The organism is Agromyces humi (genome assembly GCF_009720255.1).
Taxonomy (GTDB): Bacteria; Actinomycetota; Actinomycetes; order Actinomycetales; family Microbacteriaceae; genus Agromyces; species Agromyces humi.
Window position 1 is genome coordinate 1 of the sequence record NZ_WJSP02000196.1, and the last position, 6744, is coordinate 6744.

The 6744-nt window shown below is 71.5% G+C and carries 6 protein-coding genes and 1 pseudogene; 6 read left to right on the forward strand and 1 reads right to left on the reverse strand.

Features of this window, described 5'->3' with window-relative positions; translation table 11 throughout:
* Nucleotides 1–180 (reverse strand): annotated as a pseudogene (locus GH736_RS14485) (hypothetical protein); the annotation flags it as partial.
* A gap of 9 nt (nucleotides 181–189) precedes the next feature.
* On the opposite strand from GH736_RS14485, the gene GH736_RS14490 reads away from it, so the two are divergent.
* The 6 genes from GH736_RS14490 to GH736_RS14515 all read left to right on the forward strand — a co-directional run.
* Entirely contained in the window at nucleotides 190–1230 is a 1041-nt protein-coding gene (locus GH736_RS14490) for a sensor histidine kinase (protein WP_235934247.1), read from the forward strand.
* On the forward strand, nucleotides 1227–1928 hold the full coding sequence (locus tag GH736_RS14495) for a response regulator transcription factor (RefSeq protein WP_159604536.1): 702 nt from the start codon (nucleotides 1227–1229) through the stop codon (nucleotides 1926–1928). Before GH736_RS14490 ends, GH736_RS14495 begins: the two co-directional genes overlap by 4 nt.
* Before the next feature lie 35 nt (nucleotides 1929–1963).
* Complete coding sequence (gene pepN, locus GH736_RS14500) at nucleotides 1964–4537, forward strand: aminopeptidase N (RefSeq protein ID WP_159604538.1); 2574 nt, start codon at nucleotides 1964–1966, stop codon at nucleotides 4535–4537.
* Between the two features lie 11 nt (nucleotides 4538–4548).
* The gene (locus GH736_RS14505; protein ID WP_159604540.1) at nucleotides 4549–5661 is read left to right on the forward strand and encodes a mechanosensitive ion channel family protein; all 1113 of its coding nucleotides are present in this window, start codon (nucleotides 4549–4551) and stop codon (nucleotides 5659–5661) included.
* Nucleotides 5662–5708: 47 nt separating this feature from the next.
* Nucleotides 5709–6122, forward strand: a complete 414-nt coding sequence (locus tag GH736_RS14510) for a globin (protein WP_159604546.1) — start codon at nucleotides 5709–5711, stop codon at nucleotides 6120–6122.
* Nucleotides 6123–6185: 63 nt separating this feature from the next.
* A partial coding sequence (locus tag GH736_RS14515) for an FAD-dependent oxidoreductase (protein ID WP_159604542.1) occupies nucleotides 6186–6744 on the forward strand: 559 nt, incomplete at its 3' end.

Consider the following 6744-nt stretch of genomic DNA (forward strand, 5'->3'; position numbering starts at 1 on the left):
GTAGCCGGGAAACAGGGCGAAGGCGACCGTGACGGGCAGGATCAAGAAGATCAGCGGAACGAGCATCGCAATCTCCTTGCGACCTGCCAGCTCGATGATGGTGCGCTTGGCCTCGTCGCGGGCATCGTGGCCGCGGCGCTCGCGGCGGCCCTGGGCCTGCTGATCGCCAGGCGGACGCATCCGCGGCTGGTGCTCGCCCTCGCGTGGCTGGCCTGCCTCGCGTCGGTCTGGGGCCCGTCGACCGACACGTTCGCCATCCTCCTCGCTCTGTACGGACTCGCCGTCTACGGCACGTCCCGCGCAGCCTGGATCGGCTTCGGCACGTCGGCAGCGGTCGGCGCAGCCGCGGCGTACCTGTCGGCCGTGATCAGGCGGGCCGCCGGCGCGGTGCCGCTCCATGGCGACGCATTGAGCGCCGCCCTCTCCCTCATCGTCCTCATGCTCCTCGCGACGCTCATCGGGGTCACCGTCGGCAATCGGCGGCGTTACCTGGACGCGCTGATCGCCCGCGCGCACGACCTGGCCAGGGAACGCGACCAGCAGTCGCAGCTCGCCGCGGCGGCGGAACGCGCCCGCATCGCGCGGGAGATGCACGACATCGTGTCGCACGGCCTCACCGTCATGATCACCCTGGCCGAGGGATCGGCGGCGACCGCTCGGAACGACCCCGAGCGCGCCGCGGCGACGATGCGCCACGTCGCGGAAGCCGGCCGCGATGCCCTCGGAGAGATGCGGCGCATGCTGGGCGTCCTCGAGGGGCCGACGGATGCCGCCGCCGACCGGGCGCCGCAGCCCGGCATCGACGCGATCCCGGCACTCGTCGAGGGCTTCCGCGACGCGGGCCTGCCCGTGCGCTTCACCACGTCCGGATCCGCGATCACCGAGCCGTCGCTGCAGCTCACCGTCTACCGGCTCGTGCAGGAGGGCCTCACGAACGCATTGCGGCACGCGGAGGGCGCGCAACAGGTGGACGTCCGCATCGCCCACCACGACGACTCGGTCGAGGTCGTGGTGGAGGACGACGGCCACGCCCACGGGACGCCCGCGACCATCGGCTCCGGCCGCGGCTTGGCCGGCCTCCGGGAACGGGTCGGTCTGTACGGCGGCACGCTCGAGGCGACTCCCCGACCGACCGGCGGCTGGCGGATGCGCGTGACGCTGCGGGCCGCGGCCGACGGAGGCGCCGACGAGGCAGCGGGCCATGCGGCGTGGACGGAGGACCAGTCGTGACCGATCAGCCCCGCGGCATCCGGATCGCGATCGTCGACGACCAGGCGCTCGTGCGCACCGGATTCCGGATGGTGCTCGACGCGGAACCCGACCTCGTCGTGGTCGGCGAAGCCGGAGACGGTGCCGCGGCGGTCGAGCTGGCGCGGTCCACCCCCATCGACGTGATGCTCATGGACGTCAGGATGCCCGGGGTCGACGGCATCGCCGCCACCGCCGAGGTGACCGCGGGGCCCGCCTCGCCGCGGGTCATCGTGCTCACGACCTTCGACCTCGACGAGTACGCGTTCGCGGCGATCCGGGCCGGCGCCAGCGGCTTCCTCCTCAAGGACGCCCGACCACAGGAGCTCACCTCCGCGATCCGCACGGTGCACGCCGGCGAGGCGGCGCTCGCGCCCCGCGTCACCCGCCGGATGATCGAGCTGTTCGCCGCCGGCCTCCCGCCTGCCGGGGCCGCCGACGCACGGGCCGCACTCTTCGAACGGCTGTCGCCGCGCGAACGCGAGATCCTCGTCGCCATCGCCGAGGGCCTCAACAACAGCGAGCTCGCGTCGAGGTTCTTCCTCTCCGAATCGACGGTGAAGACGCATGTCGGACGCATCCTGCAGAAGCTCGACGCCCGCGACCGCGTGCACCTCGTGATCCTCGCCTACGAGCACGGGCTCCTCAGCGGTCCCGGAACGTCCCCCGAGCGTCGGTAGGCTGGCTGGGCACACCGACACGGAGGGCCCCATCGATGGCAGCTGCACACCTCACCCGACTCGAGGCAGAGGAGCGCGTCGGCATCGTGCACGCGCCCGACTACGAGGTCGACCTCGACCTCACGGGCGACGGCGGCACGTTCGGGTCCACCACGGTGGTGCGGTTCGGCGCGACGCCCGGCGCGTCCACCTTCATCGACTCCACGACCCTCGAGGTGCACGAGCTCGTGCTGAACGGTCGGCCACTCGACCCGGCGGCGGTCATCGACGGCGACCGCATCCGCCTGGTCGACCTCGAGGCGCAGAACGAGCTCCGGGTGCGGTCGACCCGCGCCTACACGAACACCGGCGAGGGCCTGCACCGGTTCGTCGATCCCGTCGACGACGCCCCGTACCTCTACACCGAGTTCGCGGTGGCCGAGGCGAACCGGGTGTACGCGGTGTTCGACCAGCCCGACCTCAAGGCGTCGGTGCGGTTCACCATCACGGCGCCTGCCGGGTGGCAGGTGCTGAGCAACGCGCCCACGCCCGACCCGGTGCCCACGGGCACCGACGGCACGACCGCGACGTGGGCCTTCGAGACGGGCCCGGTCATCTCGAGCTACATCGTCGCGATCATCGCCGGCCCGTACGCGGCCTGGCGCGGCGCCGCTCGCAGCATCGACGGCCGAGAGGTGCCGCTCGGCCTCTTCACTCGCGCCTCGCTCGCGCAGTATGCGGAGCCCGACGTCATGTTCGAGACGGTGCAGGCCGGCCTCGCGTTCTACGAGCAGGCGTTCGGCGTCCCCTACCCATTCGGCAAGTACGACCAGGTCTTCGTGCCCGAGTACAACTGGGGCGCCATGGAGAACGTCGGCGCCGTCACGTTCAACGAGAGCTACCTGTTCCGGTCGCGCGTCTCCGACGCCCGCCGCGAGCAGCGGGCGATCGTCGTGCTGCACGAGCTCAGCCACATGTGGTTCGGCAACTCCGTCACCATGCGCTGGTGGAACGACCTCTGGCTCAACGAGTCGTTCGCCACGTGGGCCTCGACGCTCGCCACGTCGCAGGTCACCGAGTTCACGGGCGTCTGGGCGACGTTCGCGAGCGACGAGAAGACCCACGCCGCCGAACAGGACCAGCTCCCCTCGACGCATCCGATCGTCGCCGAGATCCGCGACCTCGGCGACGTCGAGGTGAACTTCGACGCCATCACCTACGACAAGGGCGCCTCGGTGCTGAAGCAGCTCGTCGCCTGGGTCGGGCTCGAGGCGTTCCAGCGCGGCGTGGGCGCCTACCTGACGGCCCACGCCGGTGGCAACGCCACCCTGCGCGACCTCCTCCACGAGCTCGAGCGCGCGAGCGGGCGCGACCTCACCCGCTGGTCCGAGCTCTGGCTCGAGACCGCCGGCGTGAACACCCTGCGGGCGATCGTCGAGACGGATGCCGCGGGCACGATCACGGCAGCGCGCATCGAGCAGACGGCCGCACCCGCGCATCCGACCCTGCGACCGCATCGTGTCGCGGTCGGCTGCTACTCCGCAGATGAGCACGGCGCGCTCGTGCGCACGCACCGAGTGGAGCTCGATGTCGACGGCGCCGTGACCGAGGTCCACGACCTCATCGGCGTGCGGCGGCCCGGCCTGCTGCTGGTGAACGACGACGACCTCACCTACGCCAAGGTGCGGCTCGACGAGGCGTCGTTCGCTGCGGCGATCGCGGGCCTGGCCGAGCTCGCCGACCCGGTCGCGCGCGCCGTCGTGCTCGGCTCGGCCTGGGATGCGGTGCGCGACGCCGAGCTCCCCGCGAGCGAGTTCGTTCGGCTCGTGCTGGGCAGCGTCGGGCACGAGACGCAGTCCGCCGCACGCGGCCTCGCCCTCTCCCGCCTCGAGCTCGCGGTCGGCCGGTACCTGGCCGACGAGCACCGGGAACGGATCGCGGCCGAGACGGGTGACGCGGTGTGGGCGCTCGCGGAGCTCGCCGAGGCGGGCAGCGACACCCAGCTGCAGTTCGTGAAGGCCTTCACTCGACTGGCGGCGACACAGGCCCACGCCGACGTGCTCGGCAGCCTGCTCGACGGCTCGATCAAGCTGCCCGGCCTCGAGGTCGATCTCGACCTGCGGTGGGAGCTCGTGATCGCGCGCGCCGCACTCGGTGCGGCATCCGACGACGAGATCGACGCGGCCCTCGCGCTCGACGAGACGGCGAAGGGCCGCCAGCTCGCGGAGACCGCCCGCGCGGCATACCCCGACCAGGCGGTGAAGGATGCCGCGTGGCGCCGCGTGGCGACCGACGCGAGCCTCTCGAACGACCTCGCCCGCGCCATCGCCGAGGGCTGGCGTCGCACGACCGCACCTGAGCTGCTCGCCACGACCGCCACCGACTACTTCGAGATGCTGCAGCGCACCTGGTCGGAGCGCAGCTTCACGATGGCCTCGCTCATCGTGTCGCGGCTCTTCCCGTCGCCGCTCGTCGACGAGGAGCTCGCCGGCATGGCCCGGGACTGGCTCGCCGTGAATCCGGCGCCGGCACCATTGCATCGTCTCGTGTCCGAACAGCTCGATGAGCTGGAGCGGGCGCTGGCGGCTCGCGCCTGCGATGCCAGCGTGCTCTCGGGCGCGGCTCAGTAGACTCTCTCACCATGTTCCGAGCTGCAGAGACCCCCACCGACCCTGCCGACGAGACGCCCCTCAGCGGCAGCTTCTGGGCGAGCGCGGCGCAGTTCTGGGCCGACAACTGGGACGTCATCGTCGGCAAGCTCATCGCGATCCTCTTCATCATCGCGATCGCGTTCCTCGTGCGCTGGATCCTGCACTTCGTCATCGACCGCACCGTGAACCGCGTGGTGTCGGGCGTCAAGAAGAAGCAGGACGTGACCGACACGCAGGCCCTGCAGGCGTCGCCGCTCGCCGCGGTCCGCGTCGTGCAGCGCACCCGCACGCTCGGCACGGTGCTCACGAACATCGTGAACGTGACGCTGTTCATCGTCGTGACCCTCATGATCGTCAGCACGATCGACTCCGCCATCCTCGGCTCGTTCGCGTTGCTCTCCGCGGCGATCGGCGCCGGCCTCGGCTTCGGCGCGCAGAACATCGTGAAGGACGCGCTGAACGGCATCTTCATGGTCGTGGAGGACCAGCTCGGCGTCGGCGACGTCGTCGACCTCGGCCCTGCCACGGGCATCGTCGAGGAGGTCCGCATCCGCGTCACGACCGTTCGCGACGTGAACGGCACCCTGTGGTTCGTGCGCAACGGCGAGATCCTCCGGGTGGGCAACATGTCGCAGGGCTGGGCGCGGGTCATCCTCGACCTCGCCGTGCCGTACGATGCCGACGTGGAAGCCGTCGAGAGCGAGATGCTCCGCACCGCCACCGAGCTCGCGCAGTCGGGCAAGTGGCGTTCGCGCGTACTCGAGAAGCCCGAGGTCTGGGGCCTCGAGTCGATCTCCGATGAAGCGATGGTCATCCGCATCGTCATGAAGGTGCGCACGTCGTCGAAGGACGACGTCGCCCGCGGGCTCCGCACCCGGCTCAAGCACGCGATGGACGCCATGGGCGTGACGCTCCCGAGCCTCTCGAGCGTCGTGCTCAGCGGCTTCGACGGGGCCACCCGCGTCAAGGGCGCGAAGCCGCCGAAGACCGGCCCCAGCAGGGTGGTGACGACCGAGGCCTCGCGCACGGCGATCGCGACGAAGCCGAAGGTCCCCCGCGCACCGCGAGCGCCGAAGCCCCCGACCGCAGGAGGCACGCAGTGACCGACCAGGCGAACCCCGCGGCATCCGGTCCGGTGCAGCCGGCGGGCGTGCCCCTTCGCGGCAGCGAGCACGGTGCGGCACTCGGGCCCTCGTTCTACGAGACGGTCGGCGGTCGTGCCACCTTCGAGCGACTGGTCACCGAGTTCTACCGGGGCGTCGCCGAGGATCCGGTGCTCCGGCCCATGTATCCCGAGGAGGACCTGGGGCCGGCCGCCGAACGACTGACCATGTTCCTCGAGCAGTACTGGGGCGGGCCCGGCACCTACAGCGAGCAGCGCGGGCATCCCCGCCTGCGGATGCGGCACCTGCCCTTCAAGGTGAACCCCGACGCGCGTGACCGCTGGCTCGCGCACATGCGCGCGGCGGTCGACTCCCTCGACCTGCCCCCGCTCGCCGAGGAGACGCTGTGGGACTACCTGCAGCGCGCCGCCTTCGCCATGGTCAACACCTTCGACGACTGAAGGCCCCACCAACCCCGCACCACCAGACGAACCCACCCCGCACCACCAGACGAAGGAGTCCACGTGGCCGCCACCCCAGCGCCCTCATCCCCCGCATCCCCGCACTCGCTTCGCGAGCCCGACGCGATCATCGTCGGAGCGGGCCTCTCGGGCCTCGTCGCTGCGGCCGAGCTCGTCGACGCGGGCAAGCGCGTGGTGATCGTCGAGCAGGAGCCCGAGGCGAGCCTCGGGGGCCAGGCGCACTGGTCGTTCGGCGGGCTGTTCCTCATCGACTCGCCCGAGCAGCGTCGCATGGGCGTGAAGGACTCCCTCGAGCTGGCGAAGCAGGACTGGTCGGGCACCGCCGGGTTCGATCGCGACGAGGACGAGTGGGGCCGGCGCTGGGCCGACGCCTACGTCGAGTTCGCGGCCGGCGAGAAGCGCGCCTGGCTGCACGAGAAGGGCGTGCGGTTCTTCCCGATCGTCGGCTGGGCGGAGCGCGGCGGCTACAACGCCATCGGCCACGGCAACTCCGTTCCCCGCTTCCACATCACCTGGGGCACCGGGCCCGGCGTGCTGGCCCCGTTCATCGCCCGCGTGCAGGCCGGCGCCGCGGCCGGCCTCGTCGAGTTCCGGCACCGCC